Source organism: Nonomuraea sp. NPDC048826, assembly GCF_043198225.1.
In the GTDB taxonomy this organism is placed as follows: domain Bacteria; phylum Actinomycetota; class Actinomycetes; order Streptosporangiales; family Streptosporangiaceae; genus Nonomuraea.
The window spans coordinates 349,390-373,980 of sequence record NZ_JBICUQ010000007.1 but is presented as its reverse complement, the minus strand read 5'-3'; the positions used below and the strand labels follow the sequence as shown (position 1 = coordinate 373,980).

The 24,591-nt window shown below is 70.6% G+C and carries 19 protein-coding genes; 13 read left to right on the top strand and 6 right to left on the bottom strand.

Annotated features, from left to right (window positions below; all coding sequences use genetic code 11):
- The 8 genes from metH (at position 1) to ACGFI7_RS26555 (ending at position 10,949) form a co-directional block, all read left to right on the top strand.
- Positions 1–3,465, top strand: coding sequence for a methionine synthase (metH, locus tag ACGFI7_RS26590; protein ID WP_393409290.1), 3,465 nt, complete (start codon positions 1–3; stop codon positions 3,463–3,465).
- Positions 3,466–3,492: 27 nt separating this feature from the next.
- Entirely contained in the window at positions 3,493–4,137 is a 645-nt protein-coding gene (locus ACGFI7_RS26585; protein ID WP_393409288.1) for an HAD family hydrolase, read from the top strand.
- Between the two features lie 116 nt (positions 4,138–4,253).
- Positions 4,254–4,763: a cellulose synthase gene (locus tag ACGFI7_RS26580; RefSeq protein WP_393409286.1), complete on the top strand. Its 510-nt coding sequence runs from the start codon at positions 4,254–4,256 to the stop codon at positions 4,761–4,763.
- 227 nt (positions 4,764–4,990) lie between these two features.
- Positions 4,991–5,983, top strand: a complete 993-nt coding sequence (locus ACGFI7_RS26575) for an ABC transporter permease (RefSeq protein ID WP_393409285.1) — start codon at positions 4,991–4,993, stop codon at positions 5,981–5,983.
- A 45-nt stretch (positions 5,984–6,028) separates the two neighbouring features.
- A complete protein-coding gene (locus ACGFI7_RS26570) occupies positions 6,029–7,798 on the top strand; it encodes an ABC transporter substrate-binding protein (RefSeq protein ID WP_393409284.1) in 1,770 nt (589 codons plus the stop codon).
- Positions 7,799–7,882: 84 nt separating this feature from the next.
- A complete protein-coding gene (locus ACGFI7_RS26565) occupies positions 7,883–8,896 on the top strand; it encodes an ABC transporter permease (RefSeq protein ID WP_393409283.1) in 1,014 nt (337 codons plus the stop codon).
- Entirely contained in the window at positions 8,893–9,918 is a 1,026-nt protein-coding gene (locus ACGFI7_RS26560) for an ABC transporter ATP-binding protein (RefSeq protein ID WP_393409281.1), read from the top strand. The genes ACGFI7_RS26565 and ACGFI7_RS26560 overlap by 4 nt, the downstream gene beginning before the upstream one ends.
- A gap of 32 nt (positions 9,919–9,950) precedes the next feature.
- Complete coding sequence (locus tag ACGFI7_RS26555) at positions 9,951–10,949, top strand: ABC transporter ATP-binding protein (RefSeq protein WP_393409570.1); 999 nt, start codon at positions 9,951–9,953, stop codon at positions 10,947–10,949.
- A 19-nt stretch (positions 10,950–10,968) separates the two neighbouring features.
- On the opposite strand, the gene ACGFI7_RS26550 is transcribed toward ACGFI7_RS26555, so the two are convergent.
- The 3 genes from ACGFI7_RS26550 to ACGFI7_RS26540 are packed head-to-tail and all read right to left on the bottom strand — an operon-like array spanning position 10,969 to position 13,753.
- Entirely contained in the window at positions 10,969–11,661 is a 693-nt protein-coding gene (locus ACGFI7_RS26550; RefSeq protein ID WP_393409279.1) for a response regulator, read from the bottom strand.
- Positions 11,658–12,833, bottom strand: coding sequence for a histidine kinase (locus ACGFI7_RS26545; protein WP_393409277.1), 1,176 nt, complete (start codon positions 12,831–12,833; stop codon positions 11,658–11,660). Before ACGFI7_RS26545 ends, ACGFI7_RS26550 begins: the two co-directional genes overlap by 4 nt.
- 59 nt (positions 12,834–12,892) lie before the next feature.
- On the bottom strand, positions 12,893–13,753 hold the full coding sequence (locus ACGFI7_RS26540) for a RecB family exonuclease (RefSeq protein WP_393409276.1): 861 nt from the start codon (positions 13,751–13,753) through the stop codon (positions 12,893–12,895).
- 150 nt (positions 13,754–13,903) lie between these two features.
- Here ACGFI7_RS26540 and ACGFI7_RS26535 point away from each other — a divergent pair, with 150 nt between their 5' ends.
- Together ACGFI7_RS26535 and ACGFI7_RS26530 are read left to right on the top strand one after the other, a co-directional pair.
- Positions 13,904–15,040: a site-2 protease family protein gene (locus tag ACGFI7_RS26535; protein ID WP_393409275.1), complete on the top strand. Its 1,137-nt coding sequence runs from the start codon at positions 13,904–13,906 to the stop codon at positions 15,038–15,040.
- Positions 15,041–15,334: 294 nt separating this feature from the next.
- Positions 15,335–16,801 carry an FHA domain-containing protein gene (locus tag ACGFI7_RS26530; RefSeq protein ID WP_393409273.1) on the top strand — a complete coding sequence of 489 codons (1,467 nt, stop codon included), beginning with the start codon at positions 15,335–15,337 and terminating at the stop codon, positions 16,799–16,801.
- 48 nt (positions 16,802–16,849) lie between these two features.
- On the opposite strand, the gene ACGFI7_RS26525 is transcribed toward ACGFI7_RS26530, so the two are convergent.
- Both ACGFI7_RS26525 and ACGFI7_RS26520 read right to left on the bottom strand, forming a co-directional pair.
- The gene (locus ACGFI7_RS26525) at positions 16,850–17,356 is read right to left on the bottom strand and encodes a hypothetical protein (protein ID WP_393409271.1); all 507 of its coding nucleotides are present in this window, start codon (positions 17,354–17,356) and stop codon (positions 16,850–16,852) included.
- Between the two features lie 103 nt (positions 17,357–17,459).
- Positions 17,460–18,575: a GNAT family N-acetyltransferase gene (locus ACGFI7_RS26520; RefSeq protein WP_393409270.1), complete on the bottom strand. Its 1,116-nt coding sequence runs from the start codon at positions 18,573–18,575 to the stop codon at positions 17,460–17,462.
- 55 nt (positions 18,576–18,630) lie between these two features.
- Between ACGFI7_RS26520 and ACGFI7_RS26515 the strand changes: the two genes are divergently transcribed.
- Both ACGFI7_RS26515 and arc read left to right on the top strand, forming a co-directional pair.
- Positions 18,631–19,482, top strand: coding sequence for a tRNA (adenine-N1)-methyltransferase (locus tag ACGFI7_RS26515; protein WP_393409268.1), 852 nt, complete (start codon positions 18,631–18,633; stop codon positions 19,480–19,482).
- A gap of 204 nt (positions 19,483–19,686) precedes the next feature.
- Positions 19,687–21,450 (top strand): proteasome ATPase, encoded by a 1,764-nt coding sequence (gene arc / locus ACGFI7_RS26510; protein WP_393409267.1) that lies wholly within the window; start codon positions 19,687–19,689, stop codon positions 21,448–21,450.
- Positions 21,451–21,602: 152 nt separating this feature from the next.
- Here the strand turns inward: arc and ACGFI7_RS26505 are convergent, their stop codons facing one another.
- Positions 21,603–22,325 carry a serine hydrolase gene (locus ACGFI7_RS26505; RefSeq protein ID WP_393409569.1) on the bottom strand — a complete coding sequence of 241 codons (723 nt, stop codon included), beginning with the start codon at positions 22,323–22,325 and terminating at the stop codon, positions 21,603–21,605.
- 1,078 nt (positions 22,326–23,403) lie between these two features.
- Between ACGFI7_RS26505 and ACGFI7_RS26500 the strand changes: the two genes are divergently transcribed.
- Complete coding sequence (locus ACGFI7_RS26500) at positions 23,404–24,528, top strand: acyltransferase family protein (protein WP_393409266.1); 1,125 nt, start codon at positions 23,404–23,406, stop codon at positions 24,526–24,528.
- Positions 24,529–24,591 lie beyond the last annotated feature (63 nt).

Here is a 24,591-nt window from a genome sequence, read left to right as displayed (position 1 = left end):
ATGAGCATCGGCCATTCATTTCGAGAAGTGCTGTCCCAGCGTGTGATCGTCGCCGACGGCGCGATGGGCACGATGCTCCAGGCGCAAGACCCGACCCTCGACGACTTCGAAGGCCACGAGGGCTGCAACGAGGTGCTCAACGTCACCCGGCCCGACATCGTCGAGGGCGTCCACGACGCCTACTTCGCGGTGGGCGTCGACTGCGTGGAGACCAACACCTTCGGCGCCAACCTGGCCGCTCTGGGCGAGTACGACATCGGCGACAGGGTCTACGAATACTCCGAGGCCGGGGCCCGGATCGCCAGGCAGCGCGCCGACCACTGGTCCACACCCGACCACCCCCGCTTCGTGCTCGGCTCGATGGGCCCGGGCACCAAGCTCCCCACGCTCGGCCACCTGCCGTTCGCCAGCCTGCGCGACGCCTACCGCGACAACGCGGCCGGTCTGATCGCCGGCGGCGCCGACGCGCTCATCGTCGAGACCTCCCAGGACCTGCTCCAGGTCAAGGCCGCCGTGCTCGGCGCCAAGCGGGCCGTCGAGTCGGCCGGGCGCGACGTGCCGATCATCGCCCAGGTGACGATCGAGACCAACGGCGCCATGCTGCTCGGCTCCGAGATCGGCGCCGCGCTCACCGCGATCGAGCCGCTGGGCGTCGACGTGATCGGCCTCAACTGCGCCACCGGCCCCGCCGAGATGAGCGAGCACCTGCGCTACCTCGCCCGCCACTCGCGGCTGCGGCTGTCCTGCATGCCCAACGCCGGCCTGCCGGTGCTCACCTCCGACGGCGCCTACTACCCGCTGAGCGCCGAGGAGCTGACCGCCGCCCACGACGCCTTCACCCGCGACTACGGCCTGTCCATCGTCGGCGGCTGCTGCGGCACCACCCCCGAGCACCTGCGCCAGGTGGTCGAGCGGGTGCGGGGCCGCGCGGTCACCCCCCGCCGCCCGCACCCCGAGCCCGGCGCCTCCTCGCTCTACCAGACGGTGCCGTTCCGTCAGGACACGTCCTTCCTGGCCATCGGCGAGCGGTGCAACACCAACGGCTCCAAGGCGTTCCGCGAGGCGATGCTGGCCGGCCGCTGGGACGACTGCGTGGAGATGGCCCGCGACCAGGCCCGCGGCGGCGCCCACATGCTCGACCTGTGCGTCGACTACGTCGGCCGCGACGGCGTGGCCGACATGAAGGAGCTGGCGTTCCGGCTGGCCACCGCCTCCACCCTGCCGATCATGCTCGACTCGACCGAGCCCGAGGTGCTCCGCGCCGGGCTGGAGATGCTCGGCGGCCGCGCCGCCGTCAACTCGGTCAACTACGAGGACGGCGACGGCCCCGACTCCCGCTTCCAGAAGATCATGCGGCTGGTGCGCGAGCACGGCGCCGCCGTGGTGGCGCTCACCATCGACGAGGAGGGCCAGGCCCGCACCGCCGACCACAAGGTGCGCGTGGCCACCCGCCTCATCGACGACCTGACGGCCAACTGGGGCATGCGGGTCGACGACATCATCGTCGACTGCCTGACCTTCCCCATCGCCACCGGCCAGGAGGAGACCAGGCGCGACGGCCTGGAGACCATCGAGGCCATCCGCGAGCTCAAGCGCCGCTACCCCGGCGTGCAGACCACGCTCGGCGTCTCCAACATCAGCTTCGGCCTCAACCCGGCCGCCCGCATGGTGCTCAACTCGGTGTTCCTGAACGAGTGCGTCAACGCCGGGCTCGACTCCGCCATCGTGCACGCCTCCAAGATCCTGCCCATGGCCCGCATCCCCGACGAGCAGCGCCAGGTCGCCCTCGACATGGTCTACGACCGGCGGCGCGAGGGCTACGACCCGCTGCAGCGGTTCATGGACCTGTTCGAGGGGGTCGACGCCGCCGCGATGCGCGCCGGCAAGGCCGAGGAGCTGGCCGCGCTGCCGCTCTGGGAGCGGCTCAAGCGGCGCATCGTCGACGGCGAGCGCAAGGGCCTGGAGGCCGACCTCGACGAGGCGCTGTCCCAGCGACCGGCTCTGGAGATCATCAACGACGTGTTGCTCGACGGCATGAAGACGGTCGGCGAGCTGTTCGGGTCCGGCCAGATGCAGCTGCCGTTCGTGCTGCAGTCGGCCGAGGTGATGAAGGCCGCGGTCGCCCATCTGGAGCCGCACATGGAGCGGGTCGAGGGCGAGACGAAGGGCCGCATCGTGCTGGCCACCGTCAAGGGCGACGTGCACGACATCGGCAAGAACCTCGTCGACATCATCCTGTCCAACAACGGCTACGAGGTCGTCAACCTCGGCATCAAGCAGCCGGTCTCGGCCATCCTGGAGGCCGCCGACGAGCAGAAGGCCGACGTCATCGGCATGTCCGGCCTGCTGGTCAAGTCGACCGTGGTCATGAAGGAGAACCTCGAGGAGCTCAACTCCCGGGGCCTGGCCGAGCGCTACCCCGTGCTGCTCGGCGGCGCCGCGCTCACCCGCGCCTACGTCGAGCAGGACCTCGCCGAGCTGTTCCAGGGCGAGGTCCGCTACGCCCGCGACGCGTTCGAGGGCCTGCGCCTGATGGACGCGATCATGGCCGTCAAGCGCGGCGTGGCCGGCGCCCAGCTGCCGCCGCTGCGCCAGCGCCGGGTCAAGACCGGCGCGAAGCTCGACCGCACTCCCGTGGAGGCGCTGCCGTCCCGCTCCGACGTGGCCGCCGACAACCCGGTGCCGCGGCCGCCGTTCCACGGCGACCGCATCGTCAAGGGCGTCCCGCTGGCCGACTACGCGGCCTTCCTCGACGAGCGGGCGCTCTTCCTCGGCCAGTGGGGGCTCAAGCCGACCAGGGGCGGCGACGGCCCCGGCTACGAGGAGCTGGTCGAGGCCGAGGGCCGGCCGCGGCTGCGCATGTGGCTGGAGCGGCTGCAGACCGAGGGCCTGCTGGAGGCGGCCGTCGTCTACGGCTACTTCCCGTGCGTCAGTGACGGCGACGCGCTGATCATCCTCGACGAGTCGGGCGGCGAGCGCACCCGCTTCACCTTCCCGCGCCAGCGGCGCGACCGCCACCTGTGCCTGTCCGACTTCTTCCGGAGCAAGGACTCGGGGGAGACCGACGTGGTGGGCCTCCAGGTCGTCACCATGGGCGGCAAGATCGCCGAGGCCACGGCCGAGCTGTTCGCCAAGGACGCCTACCGCGACTACCTGGAGCTCCACGGTCTGTCGGTGCAGCTCACCGAGGCGCTGGCCGAATACTGGCACGCCCGGGTCCGCTCCGAGTGGGGCATCGGCGGCGACGAGTCGCTCGACGACATGCTCAAGGTCAACATCCAGGGCTGCCGCTACTCGTTCGGCTATCCCGCCTGTCCCAACCTCGAGGACCAGGTGCAGCTGTTCCAGCTGCTCGACCCGGAGCGGATCGGCGTCACCCTGTCGGAGGAGTTCCAGCTCCATCCGGAGCAGGCCACCTCCGCCCTGGTCGCCCACCATCCCGAGGCCAAGTACTTCAACGTCTGACGGCCGGCGGATTTCAGGGGGTACGGGGTGGAAGCGGTCTTCTTCGACATGGACGGTCTCCTGGTCGACACCGAGCGGGTGTGGCTGGAGGTCGAGACCGACGTGATGGGCAGGCTCGGGGCCGACTGGACCCCCGAGCACCAGGTCCATCTCGTCGGCGGCTCCATGGAGCGCACCGTCGACTACATGCTGGGCGTGTCGGGGGCGCCGGTGCCGGCCTGGACCGTGCGCGAGTGGATGGCGACCGGCATGGTGGCCCGCCTGGCGCGCGGGGTCGATCTGATGCCGGGCGCCTCCGAGCTGCTCGACGCGCTGCGCGACGAGGGGGTGCCGGTGGCGCTGGTGACCTCGTCGCTGCAGGAGATCGCCGACGCGGTGCTCAAGATCGTCGGGCGCGACCGCTTCGACACCGTCGTCACCGCCGACGACGTCGCCCGCACCAAGCCCGACCCGGAGCCCTACCTGACGGCGGCCGACCGGCTGGGGGTGGAGCCGGTGCGCTGCGTCGTGCTGGAGGACTCTCCCAACGGGGTGGCGGCGGCGACGGCCGCCGGGTGCGCGGTGGTGGCGGTGCCCAGCCTGCTGCCGGTGGACCCGGCGCCGGGCCGTCTGGTGGTTCCCTCGCTCGCGGAGGTCGACCCCGCCCGGCTGCGCGCCCTGCTGCCTTCCTGACGCTGAAGATCGTCAGGGTCGACCCCTAAGGGACCGTTGGTTCTCGCGGAGGAGGGGCGGGCCCCGGATCGCGTGCCAGGATGGAGAGAAATGGCGCATACCGAGGGGTGGCCCGAATGGGTTTCGAACAGATCGCGTGGTTTCCGCTCTGCATCGGCCTGACCGCCGCGGGGCTGGTGCTGAGCTTCCTGGCGTTCCGGCGCCGGGGCGCGGCCTCGGGGCTGCGGGTGCTCGCCTGGGCGCTGCTGCCGCTGGCCGCCTACCTGACCGACGCGCTGCGGGCGCTGTGGACGATCGGCTCCACCGTCGTCGGGTTCGTGGCGAACCTGGTGTTCAATCCGGTGGTGTGGGCGGGCGTGGCCGTGGCCGGGCTGTCGGTGGTGCTGTTCGTGGTCTCCGGTGTGCTGCGCGGCAGGAAGCTCCGCAAGGCCGGCGGCGGGGCCGCTGAGGGCACCGCCAAGACCGCCGCCCCGGCCGCGGGGACCGCCGCGGGGGCCGCTTCAGGGAAGCCCTCGGGCCGCCCGCAGGCGGCCGCCAAGCCCGCCGTCGAGAGCAAGAAGCCGGCCAAGGGCGATGACGACTTCTCGGACATCGAGGACCTGCTCCGGCGTCGCGGCATCAGCTAGATCCGGATATGTCACGGATCTGAGACGCAACCTGGACTGGTCGTGCACAATCGCACCAAGATCGATACGAATGCGTTTCGCATGAATCACAGTTGAGCCACATAGCGGCCTGAGGGGCTAGTCAGCGCAGCTCAGGCCATAGATTCTGCCTCCTGAAGGTCGCGACGAAGCGGTCTTAAGACGAAACTCCAGACAATGTCGTCTGAAAAATCAGGGGGCTATCCGGCATGACCGCACCGCTCGACGTTTCCGGTGCCTCGGCGCAGGTGCCGCCCGAGGCCACGCTCGCCGGAGCGGGCAGGGCCGTCCAGGGCCGGTCTCTCACCCGGATCGCCTGGATGCGGCTGCGGCGCGACAAGGTCGCGCTCACCGGCGGCATCGTCGTGATCTTCCTGATCCTGGTGGCGATCTTCGCCACGCCGATCATCAGCGTGCTCGGCCACGACCCGCTGGAGTTCCACCAGGACGCGATCGACCCCAACACCCTCCTGCCCAAGGGCGACTTCGGCGGCATGGGCGCCGAGCACCTGCTCGGCGTCGAGCCGGTCAACGGCCGCGACATCTTCAGCCGCGTGGTCGCCGGGGCCGGCATCTCGCTGCTCATCGGCTTCCTGGCCACCATCGTGTCCGTGCTGATCGGCACGGTCATGGGCGTCGTCGCCGGCTACTTCGGCGGCTGGGTCGACCAGGTCATCGGCCGGATCATGGACGTGTTCCTCGCCTTCCCGCTGCTCGTCTTCGCGATCGCGCTGGTCGGCGTGATGCCCAACGAGGGCTTCGGCCTGGAGGGCAACGGGCTGCGCATCGCGATGCTGATCTTCATCATCGGCTTCTTCAGCTGGCCCAGCATCGGGCGCATCGTCCGCGGCCAGACGCTGTCGCTGCGCGAGCGCGAGTTCGTCGACGCGGCCAGGAGCCTCGGCGCCCGCAACGGCTACATCCTGTTCCGGGAGATCCTGCCCAACCTGATGGCGCCGATCCTGGTCTACGCGACCCTGCTCATCCCGGCCAACATCCTCTTCGAGGCCGCGCTGTCGTTCCTCGGCGTCGGCATCAACCCACCCACCCCCACGTGGGGCGGCATGCTCTCCGAAGCGGTGCGGTTCTACACCCTGCCGCACTTCGTGATCTTCCCGGGTTTGGCGATTTTCATCACTGTTCTGGCGTTCAACCTGTTCGGCGACGGGCTGAGGGATGCCTTCGACCCGCGTGCGCACTGACCTTCGCCAACGCTCCATCCCCATCTCCACCGACAAGGGGTATCAATGAGAAGGAAATCCGCACTGGCAGCGGCCGCGACAGCGGCGCTCGCCCTGGTGCTCTCCGCCTGCGGAGGCGGAGGGGGCGGTACGCAGCAGCAGCAGCCGGCCCAGTCGGCCTCAGGCGGCGCCGCGCAACCCGTGGCAGACGCCGCCCTGACCCAGGTCTACAACCCTTCCACAAAGAAGGGCGGCACCCTCAAGGCCGCGCACTCCGGCGACTGGGACAGCCTCGACCCGGGTGACACCTACTACGGCTACTCGTTCAACTTCGGCCGGTTCTACTGGCGGACGCTGACGATGTACAAGCCCGGCCCCGGTCCTGACGGCAACACCGTCATCCCGGACCTCGCCGAGTCCCTCGGCGAGCCGAGCGCCGACGGCAAGACCTGGACCTACAAGATCAAGGCTGGTCTCAAGTACGAGGACGGCTCGCCGATCACCGCGAAGGACGTCGCCTACGCGGTCGCGCGCACCTTCGACAAGGAGACCTTCCCGCACGGCCCGTCGTACCTCAACGAGCTGCTCGACTGGCCGAAGGACTTCAAGGGCGTCTACAAGACCCCGGACGTGGACTACAGCTCCGCGGTCGAGGCCCCTGACGACCAGACCGTCATCTTCCACCTGAAGAACCCGTTCGCGTCGATGGACTACGTGGTCCAGATGCCGATGACGGCCCCGGTTCCGAAGGACAAGGACACCGGCGCGAAGTACAAGGAGAAGGTCGTCTCGTCCGGTCCGTACAAGTTCGAGACCAACGAGATCGGCAAGCGCTTCACCCTGGTCCGCAACGACCAGTGGGACGCGGCGACGGACCCGAACCGTCCCGCGCTGCCCGACCGCATCGAGGTCCAGCTCAACGTCAACGCCGACGACCTCGACAACCAGCTCATCTCCGGTGACATCCACCTCGACATCCCGGGCACCGGTCTGCAGCCGGCCGCGCTCGGCAAGGTGCTCCCGGACCCGGCGCTGAAGGCCCGCACCGACAACCCGGTCATCCCCAGGCTCTGGTTCATCTCGGTGATCCCGGAGGCTCCGCCGCTGGACAACGTCGAGTGCCGCAAGGCCGTCCAGTGGGCCGCCGACCGCGTCGCCAACCAGACCGCCTACGGAGGCCCGGTCGCCGGTGGCGACATCGCCACCAACGTCATGCCGCCGCCCATCGTCGGCCAGGAGAAGTTCGACCTCTACCAGACCCCCGAGAACAAGGGCGACGTGGAGAAGGCCAAGCAGGCGCTGACCGCCTGTGGCCAGCCGAACGGCTTCGAGACCACCATGGCCTACCGTGCCGACCGCCCGCGTGAGAAGGCGCTGGCCGAGGCGATGCAGCAGGCCCTGGCCAAGGTCAACATCAAGCTCACGCTGAAGGGCTTCCCGGCCTCCAGCTACTTCTCCGACTACGCCGGCAACATCGAGTACCAGAAGAAGAACAAGATCGGCCTGGCCGGTCACGGCTGGGGCTCCGACTGGCCCGACGGCTACGGCTTCATGCAGGCCATCGTCGACAGCCGCACGATCCGCCCCGCCGGCAACTACAACCTGAGCGTCAAGAGCGACAAGGTCGACAGCCTGATCGACCAGGCCTCGGGTGAGCTCGACGCGACGGCCCGCGGCAAGCTGTGGGTCGACGTCGACAAGGCCGTCATGGAGGACGCCTCCATCCTGCCGGTGGTCTGGGCCAAGGCCCTGCTCCTGCGCGGCCAGGGTGTGACGAACATCGCCTACAACGAAGGCCAGAGCATGTACGACTACATTCTGCTCGGCGTCGAATAGCAGGCGAGGTTCGGGGATCTAGCGAAGGCAGGTGAAGGCAGGGATGGCCTGCCCGGCGACGGGCAGGCCATCCGGCCGCCAGCGGTGCTCACTTACATCATCAGACGACTCATCGGCGCGCTCGCCATGCTCATCATCATCAGCATGGTCACGTTCGGCATCTTCTTCGTCGTGCCGCAGTGGGCCGGGTCCACCCCGGAGTCGCTCGCCGCGCGCTACGTCGGCCGTGCGGCCACAGAGGAGACGGTGGCCCTGGTCGCCGAGCGGCTGGGCTTCAACGATCCGGTGATCGTGCAGTACGGCCGGTTCGTCAAGGGCATCTTCCTCGGCGCCGAGTACGACTACGGCGCGGGTGTGGAGCAGTGCCCGGCGCCCTGCCTCGGCTACTCCTTCATCAGCGGCCAGCCCGTCTGGCCGGACCTGCTCGACCGGATGCCGGTGACGTTCTCCCTCGCCATCGGCGCCGCGTTCCTGTGGGTGGTCGCCGGCGTCTCCGTCGGCGTCCTGTCCGCGCTGCGGCGCGGCAGCTTCTTCGACCGCCTGTCCATGGGCACCGCCTTGGCCGGCGTGTCGCTGCCCATCTTCTTCACCGGCATGGTGTCGCTGGTCGTCTTCTCCTACGGCCTCGGCTGGACACCACCCGGAGGCGCGTGGACCGACTTCACCGTGAATCCGGCGCAATGGGCCTACAACCTCCTGCTGCCATGGATCACCCTGGCGTTCCTGTTCGCCGCCACCTATGCGCGGCTCACCCGGGCGGGCATGCTGGAGACCATGGGGGAGGACTACATCCGCACCGCCAGGGCCAAGGGCCTGCACGAGCGGGACGTGGTGGTCAAACACGGCCTGCGGGCGGCGCTCACGCCCATCCTGACCCTCTTCGGCATCGACTTCGGCCTGCTGATCGGCGGCGCCGTACTCACCGAGACCACCTATACTCTGCCCGGCCTCGGTCAGTTCGCCATCCTGGCCATCAGAAACCAGGACCTGCCGCAGGTCATGGGAGTCGTCCTGTTCGCAGCGGCCTTCGTGGTCGTCGCGAGCCTGGTCGTCGACCTGCTCTACGCCTGGGTCGACCCGAGGGTGAGGTTGTCGTGAGCTTCCTTGACGTCAAGGACCTGAAGATCCACTTCCCGACCGACGACGGCATCGTCCGCTCCGTCGACGGCCTGACCTTCTCACTCGAACGCGGCCGCACGCTCGGCATCGTGGGCGAGTCCGGCTCCGGCAAGAGCGTGACCAGCCTCGGCATCCTCGGCCTGCACAAGGGTGGCCGGGCGCGGATCTCCGGCGAGATCTGGCTCGACGGCGAGGAGCTGGTCTCCATGCCCGCCGAGCAGGTACGCGCCCTGCGGGGCAAGCGGATGGCGATGATCTTCCAGGATCCGCTGTCGTCGATGCACCCGTACTACACCGTCGGCCACCAGATCATCGAGGCCTACCGGATCCACAACGACGTCACCAAGCAGGTCGCCCGCAAGCACGCCATCGACCTGCTCGGCCGCGTCGGCATCCCGGAGCCGGCCCGGCGCGTCGACAGCTACCCGCACGAGTTCTCCGGCGGCATGCGCCAGCGCGCGATGATCGCCATGGCGCTGTCCTGCGACCCCGAGCTGCTCATCGCCGACGAGCCGACCACCGCGCTCGACGTGACGGTGCAGGCGCAGATCCTCGACCTGATGCGTGACCTGCAGCGCGAGTTCAACTCCGCGCTCATCATCATCACCCACGACCTCGGCGTCGTGGCCGAGCTGTCCGACGACATCCTCGTCATGTACGCGGGCAAGTGCGTCGAGTACGGCAAGGCCGACGACATCTTCTACCGCCCCGAGCACCCCTACACCTGGGGGCTGCTCGGCTCGATGCCCCGGCTCGACCGCGAGCCGACCGACCGGCTGCTGCCGATCAAGGGCTCTCCGCCGTCCCTGATCAACGTGCCGCCGGGCTGCGCCTTCAACCCCCGCTGCCCGTACGCCGACCGCACCGAGGGACGCGCCTCCACCGAGGTCCCGGACCTGGCCCCGACCGAGCGCGGCCACCTGGTGCGCTGTCACATGCCCAGGACCGAACGGCGGGAGCTGTGGGAGAACGAGATCAAGCCAGTCCTGGAGACCCAGTGAGCGAGAACGAGCCGCTTCTCTCCGTGCACAACATGGAGAAGCACTTCCCCGTCACCGCGGGCCTGTTCAAAAGGCAGGTCGGCGCCGTGAAGGCGGTCGACGGGATCAGTTTCGACGTGTTCCAGGGCGAGACCCTCGGCCTGGTCGGGGAGTCCGGCTGCGGCAAGTCCACCACCGGGCGGCTGGTCACCCGGCTCCTGGAGCCCACGGCGGGCAAGGTGGTGTTCGAGGGCCGCGACATCACCCACCTGAGCCAGGGCAAGCTCCGGCCGCTGCGCCGCGACATGCAGATGATCTTCCAGGATCCCTACTCGTCGCTCAACCCCCGGCACACGGTCGGCGCCATCGTCGGCGCCCCGTTCCGCATCCAGGGCGTCAAGACCGAGAACGGCGTCAAGAAGGCCGTCCAGGACATCCTGGAGCTGGTCGGGCTCAACCCCGAGCACTACAACCGCTACCCGCACGAGTTCTCCGGCGGCCAGCGCCAGCGCATCGGCATCGCCCGCACGCTCGCGCTCAAGCCCAAGCTCATCATCGCCGACGAGCCCGTCTCCGCCCTCGACGTGTCCATCCAGGCCCAGGTCGTCAACCTGCTGGAGGACCTGCAGAACGAGCTCGACCTCACCTACGTGGTCATCGCCCACGACCTGTCGGTGGTGCGGCACATCAGCGACCGGGTCGCGGTCATGTACCTCGGCAAGATCGTCGAGATCGCCGACCGCAAGAGCCTCTACAGCGCGCCGATGCACCCGTACACCAACGCGCTGCTCTCGGCGGTGCCGGTGCCCGACCCGAAGGCGCGCAAGGAGCGCGAGCGCATCCGCCTCACCGGCGACGTGCCCAGCCCGCTCAACCCGCCGCCCGCCTGCCGCTTCCACACCCGCTGCTGGAAGGCGCAGGAGATCTGCAAGACGGTCGAGCCGCCGCTGGAGGAGCTGGCCGGCGGCCACCGCGTGGCCTGCCACTTCCCGGAGAACGCCACCGTCGCCGCGGCCGCGGGTGACGGCGCCGCCGACGACGCCAAGGCCTGATCGTGAGCCCGGGCGCCCGCTACGACAGGGCGCCCGGCGTGATCAGCCCGGTCTCGTAGGCCAGCACCACCGCCTGGACGCGGTCACGCAGCCCCAGTTTGGTCAGCACGTTGCCGACGTGGGTCTTGACCGTCGTCTCGCTGACCACCAGCTTGGCCGCGATCTCCGCGTTGGACATGCCCTTGGCGATCAGCCGCAGCACCTCCAGCTCCCGCTCGGTCAGCCGGTCCAGCTGCGCGGGCGTGACCTGCTCGTGGGCCGACGGCAGCCGGGTCGCGAACCGGTCGAGCAGCCTGCGCGTCACACTCGGCGCCACGATCGCGTCGCCCGCCGCCACCACCCGGATCGCCTGCACCAGCTCGTCGGGCGGCACGTCCTTCAGCAGGAACCCCGACGCCCCCGACCGCAGCGCCTCCACGATGTACTCGTCGAGGTCGAACGTCGTCAGCACCAGCACCTTCGGCACGTGCGCCGCCGGGACCGCGCGGGGCGCGTCGCGCACGATCCGGCGGGTCGCCTCGATGCCGTCGACCCCCGGCATGCGGATGTCCATGAGCACCACGTCGGGCAGCAGCGCCCGGGTCTGCTCCTGAGCGGCCTTGCCGTCGCCGGCCTGCCCCACGACCGTGATGTCGGGCTCCGCCTCCAGGATCAGGCGGAAACCGGTGCGGAGCAGCGGCTGGTCGTCCACCAGCAGCACCCTGATCGTCATGATCCGTCCTTCAGCGGGAATCTCGCCCGTACCTCGAACCCGCCCCCCGATCTCGGGCCGATGGTCAGAATTCCACCATAGAGCGCCACCCGCTCGCGAATCCCCACCAAACCATGGCCCGGCTCCTCCGGCGGCGTGGCGCTCCCGCGCCCGTCGTCCACCACCCGCACGTCCAGCTCGCACCGCCGGTGGCGGACCGTCACCACCGCCTTGGCGCCCTGCCCCGCGTGACGCAGGCTGTTGGTCAGCGCCTCCTGGACCGTGCGGTAGGCGGCCAGGTCGATCCCGGCGGGCAGCGGGACCGCCTCGCCCTCCACCGTCAGCCGGGTCGCCAGCCCCGCCTCCGTCATCTGCTCCACCAGCGCGGGCAGGTCGCACACCCCCGGCTGCGGCCCCAGTTCCACGCCGGGACCGGTGCGGAGCACGCCCACGATGTCGCGCATCTCCGACATCGCCAGCCGGCCGGTGTGCTCGATCGCGGTCAGCGCCTCCCGCGCCGTCTCGGGATCCGTCGCCAGCACCTTGCGCGCGGCCGCCGCCTGGACCGTCATCACCGACACGTGGTGGGCCACCACGTCGTGCAGCTCCCGCGCGATCCTGGAGCGCTCCTCGGCCCGCGCCGCCCGCGTGTCGGCCGCGTGCGCCCGCTCCAGCCGCGCCGCCCGGTCCTTCAGCTCCTCCTGGTAGGCGCGGCGCAGCCGCAGGCTCCGGCCCGTGCCCCAGACCGCGACCAGCACCACGGCCATCATCAGCTGATCGCGCCAGTGGGCGGTGCGGACCGGCCCGGCCGCCGACCCCGCCGCATAGACCGCCAGCGACACCACCAGTCCGCACAGCGCCGCCGCCAGCCCCCGGTTGGACGCCACCGAATAGAGCATCACCAGCGTGGCCGCGCCGCTCAGCCCGTAGCCGTAGCCGAGGGCGGCCAGCAGCGTCTCGGGCGCCAGGCTCGCGCAGAGCGCCGCCAGCGGCCAGCGCCGCCGCGCCGCCACCGGCACGCAGGCCACCAGGACCAGGGCCGCGCCCAGTGCGTCGGGGCCGCGCAGCCCCTCCACGACCAGCCCCTGCGCCTCCAGCCGGTCGACGTCCTGGGTCAGGAACAGCGCCAGCGACAGCGCCGCCACCAGCACCGCCAGGACCGAGTCATGGAACGTCGTTCGGTCTGCGCGCACCGCCTCACTCTAGGCACACGCGAACCCGGGCAGCCTCCTCCTGCAGGAGGATAAGGCGGCTACAGCTCGTCGGTGGCCGCGCGGCGGCTGCCGCGCACCGTGTCGCCCGGCTGCCGGTCGGGCACCGGCGGGGGAGTGCCGCCGAACTCCGGGCAGAGCGCCTGATGATCGCACCAGTCGCACAGCCGGCTGCGCCGCGCCCGCCACTCGCCCGTGTCGAGCGCCCGCTCGATCGCCTTCCACAGCGCCTTCACCTTGCGCTCGGTGGCCAGCAGGTCGGCCTCGTCCGGCGCGTACCGCAGCACCTCGCCGCGCCCGCCCAGGTAGACCAGCTGCAGCAACCGCGGCACCTTGCGGCGCAGCCGCCACAGCACCAGCGCGTAGAACTTCATCTGGAACAGCGCCTTGGCCTCGAACTCCGGCCCCGGCGCGCTGCCCGTCTTGTAGTCGACCACCCGGACCTCGCCGCTCGGCGCCACGTCCAGCCGGTCGACGTAGCCCCGCAGCATCAGGCCGCCGTCGAGGACCGCCTCCACGTAGAGCTCACGCTCGGCCGGCTCCAGGCGGGTCGGGTCCTCCAGGGTGAAGTAGCGCTCCAGCATCTCGCGCGCCTGGCCCAGCCACGCCGACTGCTCCTCGGCACCGGTGAACATCTCCGCCAGCTGCGGGTCGTCGTCGAGCAGCCGCCGCCACTGCGGCTCCAGCAGCTCCAGCGCGGCGCGCACCGAGCGCTCCGGCGCCGGCAGGTCGTAGAGACGCTCCAGCACCGCGTGCACGACCGTGCCGCGCACCGCGGCCTGCGAGGGTTTCTCCGGCAGCCGGTCGACCACCCGGAAGCGGTAGAGCAGCGGGCAGGTCATGAAGTCGCCCGCCCGGGACGGGGAGAGGGCTCCGATGATCTCCGGCTCGGTCAACGTCATGACCCGCACTCTAGGACACCTCCCCGACACAATAAGGCCACGCCCGTCCTGGATCACCCGAACCTGCGCGTAGCATCAAGGCAGGCGCGGCCCTGGCCGACGGTTGTGAGCGGGCGTCGTGCTGACGGCGTGCGGAAGTCAAGGAGTGCGGTGAGCGAGCAGAGCCCGCGACAGGAGTTCTCCGGTCTTCGGATGGGAAAGCCGTTCGGCATCCCGGTCTACGTGTCGTGGACGTGGTTCATCGTCGCGGCCTTCATCACCTGGCTGTTCGGCGACACCTTCCGCCAGATGCTGCCCGAGATCAGCTCCGCCGCCGCCTACGCCGTCGCGTTCGCCTTCGCGGTGCTGCTGTACGTGTCGGTGCTGCTGCACGAGCTGGCCCACAGCGTCCTGGCCAAGTGGTACGGCCTGCCCGTCCGCCGCATCACCCTCTATCTGCTCGGCGGCGTCTCCGAGATCGAGAAGGAGCCGCCGACCCCCGGCAAGGAGTTCATGGTCGCGGCCGCCGGGCCCGTGCTCTCCCTCGGGCTGGCCGGGATCGGCTGGCTCGCCGACACCTTCCTGATCACCGGCGGTGGCGTCCCCGAGGTGCTCATCTGGCAGCTGTGGGTGGCCAACCTCATCGTCGGCGTCTTCAACCTGCTGCCCGGCCTGCCGCTCGACGGCGGCCGGATGCTCCGCGCGGGCGTGTGGAAGCTCGCCCGCAACCCCGGCACCGGCACCGTCGCCGCCGCGTGGGGCGGGCGGATCCTGGCCGTGCTGCTCGTCGCCGCCCCGTTCGGCCTGGCGACGGCCACCGGGCGGGAGATCGACTTCCGCGACCTCATCTGGCCGGTCGTGCTGGCCTCCTTCATCTGGATGGGCGCCTCCCAGGCGCTGCGGGTGGCCCGCATCCGCGCCCGCATCCCGCAGCTCAACGCCCGCGCCCTGGCCCGCCGGGCGATCCCGGTCACGGCCGAGACGCCGCTCGCCGAGGCGCTGCGCCGGGCCGCCGAGGAGCACGCCGGCGCCCTGGTCGTGGTCGACCACGAGGGCCGCCCGCTGGCCATCGTCAACGAGTCGGCCGTGCAGGCCACCCCCGAGCACCGCCGCCCCTGGGTCAACACCGGCGCCATGGCCAAGGCGCTGGAGCCGTCCATGGTCCTGGCCGCCGACCTGGCGGGCGAGGACCTCATCGACGCCATGCGCGACGCCCCCGCCGGCGAGTACCTCCTGGTCGAACGAGGTGGCGAGATCTATGGCGTGCTGTCCACCGCCGACGTCAACCGGGTCTTCAGCGGCGTCTGATTTGTCCCACTCGAATATGCGGCCGGCCACGACTAGTGTCGTCCCCGGTGATCTAGCCGGCCTGGCGATTCGAACGCAGGACGTCTGGCCCGATAGTGTGCTGTTTGGCCAAACTTGCACAGTTGACGGGTTTGCCACGTCCACCGGTTCACCGAATCGAGACGCGACGCGGTCCCGCCGTCTGGGTATGCGTATGGCTGGTGGCCAGCACGGCGATGCGCGCACCACGGCATCGCCTGCTTCCGGGAAGGACAGTTGAGTGACCGAGCGCAGCACGGTCATGTGGGAGGACTCATGACGGACCAGGGCTTCGGGACGGTGCGGCCGCTTCCCGGCAACGGGCTCGTCGCGTACGAGAGCGGCTTGCTGCTGGTGTGCGACGTCGACGAGGCCTCCGGCACCCGCTTGATCGACGCGCTGCGCCAGACGGCCGCATCCGGGGGCGACGGCAGGGCGCTCGCCCGGCGCGCCGCCCAGGTGCTCGCCGCCACCATGACCGGCGATCCCGGCACCTGCGCCGTCGCGGGCCGCGTCGGCGACGGCGTGGCCGTCCTGGTCAGCGGAGCAGCCTCCGCCCAGGTCACCGGCCCCGGCGGCGAGACGCGCCTGTCCGGCAGCGACTCGCTCACCTGGGCCGACCGGCTCATCGGCGGCCCCGTCGAGCGCGTCGAGCTCACCCTGCCCGGCGCCGGCCGGCCGCACCCCGCCGTCGTCTTCGAGAGCGGCGTGGTGCACGGCGGCGGCATCGTCGGCGAGCTCACCGCCCGGGGCGGGTCCCCGGGCCACGCCCAGAGCCCTGCCCCGTCCAGGCCGCTCACCAGCGAGATGCCCAACACCGCGCTCCACTTCGAGCCCGACCTGATGCCGCGCCAGGAGCCGCCCGCGCCCGCCCAGGCTCCGCCCTACCCGATGTCGGGCCCCGAGCAGCCCGCGCAGCCGTCGCAGCCGTCGCTCCAGCCGCCCTCCGGCCCCCAGCCGCGGCCGCAGCCCCACTCCCAGCCGCAGGTGGGCCCGCCGGTCGTCGACCAGCCGCCCGCCCGGCCCGAGCCGGTGCCGTTCCCCTCCTACGACGAGCCCGCGCACGCCGCCCCGCCGCTGTCCGGCAACGGCACCATGCCCGAGTACGAGCAGCAGCCCGCCCCCATGGGCCCGCCGCCGCAGGACCACTACGACCCCGGCCCGCCCCTCATGGGCCCGCCCCCGCAGGACCCGCATCCCCCCATGGGCCCGCCGCAGCAGCAGGAGCAGCAGCCCGCGCCCGTCCAGGAGCAGGCCGAGCACGGCGACCGGCCGCTGGTCTACGGCGTCGACTGCAAGAACGACCACTTCAACGACCCGCGCGCGCCCTACTGCGCGGTGTGCGGCATCGCCCTCGTGCAGCGCGCGCTCGTCCCCTACAAGGGGCCGCGCCCCTCGCTGGGCGTCCTCGTCCTCGACGACGGCACCGCCCTGCCGCTGGAGGCCGACTACCTCCTGGGCCGCGACCCCGAGCGGGCGCCCGAGGTCGCCGGCGGCAGCGCCCGCCCGGCCAAGGTGACCAGCCCCGACGGTTCGGTCTCGCGCCGTCACCTGCGCGTGGCGCTCGACGGCTGGGACGTCAACCTGGTCGACCTCGGCTCGGTCAACGGCACCCAGATCCAGCCGCCGGGCGACCCCAACTTCTACGACATCCCGCCGAACGAGCCGGTCACCATCGCACCGGGCACCACCGTCCGCGTCGGCGTCTCCCGTACGCTCCGTTTCGAAGCCCACCGCGGCTGACGGTCAGGCGCCGGCGGGCGACGCCTGACCGGGCGGGGATTCGGCGGGTCAGCGTGGGCCGGCGAGGGGGAAGCCCTGGACACCGCGCAGGAGCCGCGCCGCCGCCTCCAGCCCGGTGGAGGCCTCCAGGGCTCGGCCCGCGGCCGTCGCGAAGCGGCCCAGCAGGTGTTCGTCCCGCTCGTCGAAGGCGCGGCCCGCCGCCCACAGGAAGGCGTGGTCGCTGGTCGCCGCGGCCACCGGCATGGCCAGGAACCCCGGCGCCCCCACCGACCGGTCGCAGGCCAGCAGGACCGGCCCGGGCGCCACCGCCAGCTCCTTCAGGACCCCCGACTCCGCCAGCCAGGGCCGGACCCGCAGCGGGTCGCCCGGCGGCACGTGGACGAGGACCGCGCAGGCATCCTCCCGTAGCGGGTCGACCCGGACGAAACCGGCATACCCCACCCGCACGACGGCGGCGGCGGTCCGTGCCAGGCGCTCCATCAGCCCGGCCGAGGACACGCAGGTGAAGGTGGAGACGAGCTCACGCATGGCGACTTCGGCACAGTCAAGCGGCATCGCGGCATTCCCTCGTCAGGGGGAGAGTTCGCGCAGCCTGATCACGCGACACTCAGGGGCGGTGACCCGGAGTATCACCCCGCGCCGGGCCCTTGACCAGACCTCAAGAGGAAATCGCTCTTCCCGGGCGCAGCCGCAACCAGGAGATCTCGTCCGTGCGGCTCCCGTCCGCCTGCGGGAAGAACTCCGGCCGGACCCCCTCCCGCACGAACCCGGCACGTTCCAGCACCGCCTGCGAGGCCGTGTTGGCCGCGTCCGTGCCCGCCACCAGCCGGTGCAGCGAGGTGTTCGCGAACGTCCAGTCGGACAGCAGCCGCACCGCCCGCGTCATCAGCCCCTTGCCCCGGAACTCCGGCAGCAGGGAGTAACCGATCATGGCCTGGCCGAAAACCGGCATGACGTTCACGAGCTGCAGGTGACCGGCGAACGTCCCGGCCGCGTCGCGCACCGCCAGCTCGATCCGCTGCCCCGACAGCCACAGGTAGCCCGTGGCCCGGCAGCGCCGCACGTCGTCCTCGGGCGAGTCGCCCGGCCCCACGCCGAACTGGGCCACGCTCGGGTCGTTGAGCATCCGGCGGAACTCGGCGGCGTCGGCCACCGCCAGCGAGGTCAGCCGGACCACCCCGTCGCTCAGCTCACCGCGCTCGAAACCGCCCTCGAAGAACGGCAGCGCGGGCCGCACCGGCGCACCGGTGTCGCGGGCGAGCCGGGCGAACGACACCAGGTCCGCCCGCCGGCCGTCGCGCAGCGCCTTGGCGTCACGCCGCCGCCCCTCCTCGGTGAACCCGGCGCGGTAGGCGACTTTCAGCGAGGCGAGATTGCCCATCTCGGCCTCCAGTTCGACCCGCTCCACCCCGTGGTCGAGCAGCCACTCCGTCAGCCCCCGGGCGACCGCCCCGGCGACGCCCCGGCCGCGCGCCCACGGCGCCACCACGAACCCGATCTCCGTCGTCCCGTACGCGCTCACCGGCTGCACGCCGGCCGACCCGACGTAGCGGCCGTCCTCGGTGATCGCGAACTCCGCGCCGCCGGCCTCCCACACCGTCTTGGCCCAGCGTACGTACTCGTGCGCGTCCTCCAGCGTGTACGGCGACGGCACCAGCGGCAGATAGCGGGCGGTCAGCGGGTCGTCGCAGGTCACCCGTACCGCCGGCGCGTCCGCGTCCACCGGGGGACGCAGCACCAGGGAACCGACGGCGATCACTTCACGCGGGAGCATCCCCCATAGATATCGCGCGTCAAGACCTGCCCGAAAGCCCTATAACCTTGCCGCCATGGGTTTCCGCAGGCATGGGCCGTTCCGGGCCGGGGATCAGGTGCAGCTCACCGACCCCAAGAACAAACGCCACACGATCACGCTCAAGGAGGACGGCGTCTTCCACACCCACAAGGGCGCCATCCCGCACAGCGAGCTGATCGGGCAGCCCGAGGGCTCCGTGGTGCGCTCCTCCGGCGGCACCCAGTACCTCGCCTTCCGCCACCTGCTGCAGGACTACACGCTCGCCATGCCGCGCGGCGCCGCCGTGATCTACCCGAAGGACGCCTCGATGATCGTCGGCATGGCCGACATCTTCCCCGGCGCGCGGGTGATCGAGGCCGGTGTCGGCTCCGGCGCCCTGACCTGCTTCCTGCTGCGCGCGGTCGGCCCTGAGGGGCACGTGACCTCGTACGAGCGCCGCCAGGAGTTCGCCGACGTGGCCGCCAAGAACGTGGAGAAGTTCTACGGCGGCCCGATGGACGACAACTGGCGGCTCGTCGTCGGCGATCTCGTCTCGTCCATCGACGAGTCCGACGTCGACCGGGTGATCCTCGACATGCTGGCTCCCTGGGAGTGCGTCGACGCCGTCGCCAAGGCGCTCACGCCCGGCGGCGTCATCTGCTGCTACGTCGCCACCACGACCCAGCTGTCCAAAACGGTCGAGGTCATTCGCGATCACGGGAGTTTCACCGAGCCTCACGCGTGGGAGACCCTGGTTCGCGACTGGCATGTCGAAGGACTCGCGGTGCGGCCCGATCACCGGATGATCGGCCACACCGGGTTCCTCGTCGTCGCCAGGCGCATGGCCGACGGCGTGACCCCGCCGCCGCGCCGCCGGAGACCGAAGGGAACCACCGAAGAACTATGACAATTTGGCCACGAGGCTGCGCCGATGCGTGACACGGGAACAGATCGCCGTGTTCATATGCTGGGAGTATTAAACGCCCCATTGGGGATTATTCGCCGAATACTTATTGTCACTGTACGAACACTGCCCGGCCAGGTTACGGAGGGGCCCGAGATAGGTAAGGTCCTTAGTAGTCGCCCTCGACTGGGAAGGAGGTGACGGGGCGTGGCAGCTCGCGATGATGCTGAGGCTCGAGCCGCGCAGCGCGAACGGGAGGTCGCTGATCTTTCAACACAGGTCTCCTTCCTCCAAGAGGAGATCACCGCGCTGAGGCGGAAGCTGGCCGAGTCACCCCGTCAGGCCAGGGTCCTCGAAGAGCGTCTCCATGAGGCACAGGCGAACCTCGCGGCCGTTACCGGCCAGAACGAACGCCTGGTGGCAACCCTCAAGGAAGCCCGGGACCAGATCGTCGCCCTCAAGGAAGAAGTCGACCGGCTGGCGCAGCCGCCATCCGGGTTCGGCACCTTCCTCGAGGCCAGAGAAGACGGCACGATCGAGGTGTTCACCGGCGGCCGCAAGCTGCGGGTGAACGTCAGCCCGTCCGTCGACGTCGACTCGCTCAGGCGTGGCCAGGAGGTCATGCTCAACGAGGCGCTCAACGTGGTCGAGGCACTCGGCTACGAAGAGGTCGGCGAGATCGTGATGCTCAAAGAGCTCCTCGACGAGGGCAAGCGCGCCCTGGTCATCTCGCACGCCGACGAGGAGCGCGTGGTCCGCCTGGCCGACTCGCTGGTCGGCCAGCCCATCAGGGCCGGCGACTCGCTCCTGCTCGAACCACGGTCGGGCTACGTGTACGAACGCATTCCCAAGTCCGAAGTCGAAGAGCTCGTCCTGGAAGAAGTGCCCGACATCTCCTACCACGAGATCGGCGGCCTCTCCCGGCAGATCGAGCAGATCAGGGACGCCATCGAGCTTCCCTACCTGCACTCCGACCTGTTCCGCGAGCACCAGCTCCGGCCGCCCAAGGGCGTGCTGCTCTACGGCCCGCCCGGCTGCGGCAAGACGCTCATCGCCAAGGCCGTCGCCAACTCCCTGGCCAAGCAGGTCGCGGAGCGCACCGGCCAGGAGGGCAAGAGCTTCTTCCTCAACATCAAGGGCCCGGAGCTGCTCAACAAGTACGTCGGCGAGACCGAGCGGCACATCCGCCTGGTCTTCCAGCGCGCCCGTGAGAAGGCCTCCGAAGGCACCCCGGTGATCGTGTTCTTCGACGAGATGGACTCGATCTTCCGCACCCGCGGCTCCGGCGTGTCGTCCGACGTCGAGAACACCATCGTGCCCCAGCTGCTGTCGGAGATCGACGGCGTCGAGGGCCTGGAGAACGTCATCGTCATCGGCGCTTCCAACCGCGAGGACATGATCGACCCGGCGATCCTGCGGCCCGGCCGCCTGGACGTCAAGATCAAGATCGAGCGGCCGGACGCCGAGGCGGCCAAGGACATCTTCTCCAAGTACCTGGTCCCCGACCTTCCGCTCCACCCCGAGGATCTGGCCGAGCACGGCGGCTCCCGAGAGGCCACCATCCAGGGCATGATCCAGAGCGTCGTGGAGCGCATGTACACCGAGAGCGAGGAAAACCGCTTCCTCGAGGTCACGTACGCCAACGGCGACAAGGAAGTCCTCTACTTCAAGGACTTCAACTCCGGCGCGATGATCCAGAACATCGTCGACCGGGGCAAGAAGATGGCCATCAAGCAGTTCCTGGAGAGCAACCAGAAGGGCCTGCGGGTGCAGCACCTGCTCACGGCCTGCGTGGACGAGTTCTCCGAGAACGAGGACCTGCCCAACACCACCAACCCCGACGACTGGGCCCGCATCTCCGGCAAGAAGGGCGAGCGGATCGTCTACATCCGCACGCTCGTCTCCGGCAAGCAGGGCGCCGAAGCCGGCCGTTCGATCGACACGGTCGCCAACACCGGCCAGTACCTGTAGGACCCGACCAGGAGCCGCCGCCCGCGTCCACGACGCCGGCCGGCGGCTCCTGCGCTTCCGGACCTCGCACCGGGGTCGGGGTGCCCTCGCCCGTGTGTCTCCGTCTGAGGGATCAGGCGGTCTCGTCCTGATCGGCCGGTGTGCCCGTACGGTCAGGAAAGCGTCCGGGAGACGGCGATGATCAGGGCGCCCGCCCGGCGGACGGCCCGGGCCAGTCCCTCGTCGGAGCCCGGCGGGCCGGACGCGAGCACCGCGTAGGCGAGGGGGCCCAGGAGGCCGACGTCCGCCCGTACACCGTCGTCGGTGCCCGTCTTGTTGGCCAGCCGGCCGGCTTCGGGGTCGTGCCACACGAAGGCGGGGACCAGGCCGTGGTCGGTGTTGGCGCGCATCCATCGGCGCATCAGCACCTGCCACCCCTCCGGGCCGGCCACCAGCGCGGCCAGGCCCGCCAGCTCCCTGGCGGTGCCCAGGGCGAAGGCCGGCGGATGCTCGGGGCCGCGCGGCTCGCGAATCCGGTCCAGCAGGCGGGTGCGGGTCAGGCCCAGCGCCGCCCCGGTCGCGTTCACCCGGTCCAGGCCCACCCGGCGCAGCAGCGCGTTCGTCGCCGTGTTGTCGCTCACCGCCGCTGTGAGCAGGGCCAGGTCGCCGACCGTCCACGTCCGCGCGGCCAGCCCCTGGAGCAGCCCCGACCCGCCGCAGTAGTCGTCGTCGAGCAGCGCCACCGGCTCGTCCGGGTCCAGAGTGCCGCCGTCGACGCTCCTCGCCACCTCGGCCAGCAACAGCAACTTGCCGACACTGGCCAGTGGCATCTCGACCTCCTCACCCCACCCCAGCGCCTTCACCCAGCGACCCGGCAGACTGCCCTCCAGGGCCACCCGACCGGAAGCGAAAGCGCCCCCGCCCAACCCCTCGGCCTCCGGCTCCCCGACGCGGGGCACCCAAGCCTCCGGCCTGCCGCCGTGCGATGCCCAGGTGTCGGCTCTTGCGTCGTCCGGCCTGCCGCTGTGCAATGCCCAGGTGTTGGATCTTGCGCTGTCCGGCCTGCCGCTGTGCGATGCCCAGGTGTCGGCTCTTGCGCTGTCCGGCCTGCCGCTGTGCAATGCCCAGGTGTTGGATCTTGCGTCGTCCGGCCTCCCGCCGTCCGACTCCCAGACGTCGGACCTCGCGCCGTCCGACCCCCAGGCGTCCGGCCTTCCGCCGGCGGACCTCTCTTCGCCCGGCATCACTCTGCTCGGCACCCCGCCGCCCAGCACACCGCCCGGCGCCCCGCCGTTTGACACCACTCCGCCCGGTGCTCCGGACGGTTGGCTTCCTGGCGGGTACGCCCTGGATGGCTGCGCCCCCGAGGATCGAGTCCCGGGCGGCTGTGTCCCGGAGGGCTGCACCCCGGAGGGCTGCACCCCGAGGGGCTGCACCCTGGAGGGCTGTGCTTCCGAATAGCGGGTTCCGGGCGGGTGCATCCCGGACTGCGAGGGTTCGGGTGGTTGTGTTTCGAATGGTGCCGTTCCTGGCGGGTGGCTGTCCGACCGGTGGGTTTCGGAGGGGTGTGTCGGGTCGGAACAGAGGGGAGTGATGGCGCGGACGGACACGGAGAGTGTGCCTGGACAGTCGGCCGCGATGCTCCCCAGCACCTCGGCGAGCCCGGCGGCGTCGCCTGCCTCCAGCGCCGAGGCGGCGGCCCGGAGAAGGCCGGCGTCGCCCGCCTCCAGGGCCGACGCGGCCGTCCTGAGCGAGTCGGCGGGGGTGGACGGGCGATCGTGCGGGCTCACGTGGTGACGATCCTTCCGGGGGTCAGGGACGGGTGCTCGTATTGTCGCGGACGCCCGGTTCCCGCGCCGCCGCCGCACCGGCTGCCACCGTCGCCACCGTCGCGATAGTCGGGGTGACCACGTACAGGCTGTGACGAAAGTGAATGAAGGGAACCGAAGTGATCAGTGTGACGTCCAAGGTCTCGTGCAACGCAGTACCCGGCCCAAACACGCTCTCGGGGACGGCCGGCTGGCCGAGCTCGACCTCCTGCGCTTCATCGCCGCGCTGGCCGTGCTGGCCTTCCACTATCTCGTCGCCTACGCCTCCGTCTGGGGCGACCGGCCCGCCGAGCTCTTCCCCGCCCTGGCCCCCGTCGCCGGGCTGGGCATCCTCGGAGTCGAGCTGTTCTTCATCATCAGCGGCTTCGTCATCCTCATGACCATCTGGGGGCGCGGCCTCGGCTCGTTCGCCCGCTCCCGCCTGGTCAGGCTCTACCCCGCCTACTGGCTGAGCCTGCTCGCGGTCGTCGCCGTGTACGGCCTGACCGGCGCCAAGGCGCTCGACCCCAAGCTCTCCACCGGCGACTACCTCGTCAACGCGACCATGTTCCAGCGGCTGTTCAAGGTCGGCGACGCCTCGGGCGTCTACTGGTCGCTCTGGGCCGAGCTGCGGTTCTACCTGCTGATCACCATCCTGGTCGTGGCCGGCGTCACCTACGGCCGGGTCCTGGTCTTCTGCGGGGTCTGGCTGGTCGCGGCGCTCGGCGCCGAACTCCTCGGCGACCCGGTGCTCAACGAGATCCTCATGCCCCGGTACGCGCCCTACTTCGTAGCCGGCATGGCCCTCTACCTCATCCACAAGCACGGCAGCGCCTGGCTGCCCTGGATCTACGTCGCGGCCTCGTACGGCATGTCGCTGCACGCGGCGCTGGCCCGCGTGCACGGCCGGATCGAGCTCGCCGGGTTCAAGAACATGCCCGTGACCGACCTCGCCGTGGTCGTCACCGTCACGCTGATCTATCTCGTCATGGCGCTCGTCGCCCTCGGCCTGCTGCGCATGCGCGCCCGCCCCGCCCTCACGGCGCTCGGCGCGACCACGTACCCGCTCTACCTGTTCCACTCCGTCATCGCCGTCGTGCTCATCCCGCCGCTCACCGGGGCGTTGCCGCCGTGGGCCACCGCTCTCGTCACCACCGTCGCGGCCGTCGTCGTGTCGTACGTCGTCTATGCCTGTGCCGAACGTCCCATCCAGCGCATACTCAAGCCCCGCCGGTCGTCGGCGCGTACGGCCGCGCCCGTGGTACAGGTGGAAAAGACGTCGGTGCCATAACTCTGTGACCCTGGGGCACTGTGAAGGGCATAGGCTCGGGCATATAAACGGCGGATAGACAGA